1 protein-coding gene is annotated in these 812 nt (G+C 64.9%); it reads left to right on the forward strand.

Features of this window, described 5'->3' with window-relative positions:
- The first annotated feature begins 490 nt into the window (after positions 1 to 490).
- Positions 491 to 649, forward strand: coding sequence for a hypothetical protein (locus DPA01S_RS17130; RefSeq protein ID WP_165001078.1), 159 nt, complete (start codon positions 491 to 493; stop codon positions 647 to 649).
- Positions 650 to 812: the final 163 nt, after the last annotated feature.

Below are 812 nucleotides of genomic sequence, written 5' to 3' on the forward strand. Positions count from 1 at the left end.
GGCGCTGCGCGGCCGCGCGGTTCTCGGCGGCCCAGCCTTCGCGCGCCGCCGTCGTCAGGCCTGCCAACGCGGCAGCGGGGTTACCGGTCGTGCGCTCCGGATCGCCGTCCATGCCCCACCCCCCGTGGTCGCCTACGCGGCCATGCCGCGCCATGTCTCGAATACGTGTTCTATTCTACGGTCACGCGTTCGACACCACAAGGGGCATCTGCGAATTACTCGCCAACCGCTTCGCGTAGCGCAATCGAAGCGAGAAGCCAGCTGTCGCCGAATCGCCGAGAACCCAGTCGCCGAAATTGAGCGATAGTTAGTTAGCGTGGCCAGTTCTTCACGAACCGATCATTTAGCAGGTCGACAGTTCGCAAATTCCTTAGCTGGCGACCAAGCCGGGGAATATGTGACTTTCGCGGTGGCACGGCACTCAGGGCGGTCGTAACTTCTGGTGGTGTAGCCCACAGACAGTGGGCACGTCACGTCGAAAGGGCACGACATGGGCGAGATTTCTGACTTCTGGTTCGACCTCTCCGAAGGGTCCGCTGACCTCCTCCCCGCGGGTGGCGTCGGCTCGGCCGCAATCGACGGCCTGCTCCGCCTTCCCTCGTACATCCTCTTCACGCTCGGTGGCGGCGCGGAGATCTTCGGCTCCTGAGTCACACCCCTTCCCGCTTCGCCGCGATCGTGCCCTGAACACGACCGCGGCGTCGCGCATTTCCGGGCCTCTCCGGAGCGGCGGGACAGGTCTTCTCAGAGTCCGCAGAACTCCAGCCAGCTGTCGACCTCACGGCGGGCCTGCTCGCGTCCCGAGACGTACG

This window comes from Dietzia papillomatosis NBRC 105045 (assembly GCF_001570845.1).
GTDB classification, from domain to species: Bacteria; Actinomycetota; Actinomycetes; order Mycobacteriales; family Mycobacteriaceae; genus Dietzia; species Dietzia cinnamea.

Coding starts and splice junctions, on each gene's coding strand:
- DPA01S_RS17130 (WP_165001078.1), top strand. CDS start 491: ATGGGCGAGATTTCTGACTTCTGGTTCGACCTCTCCGAAGGGTCCGCT.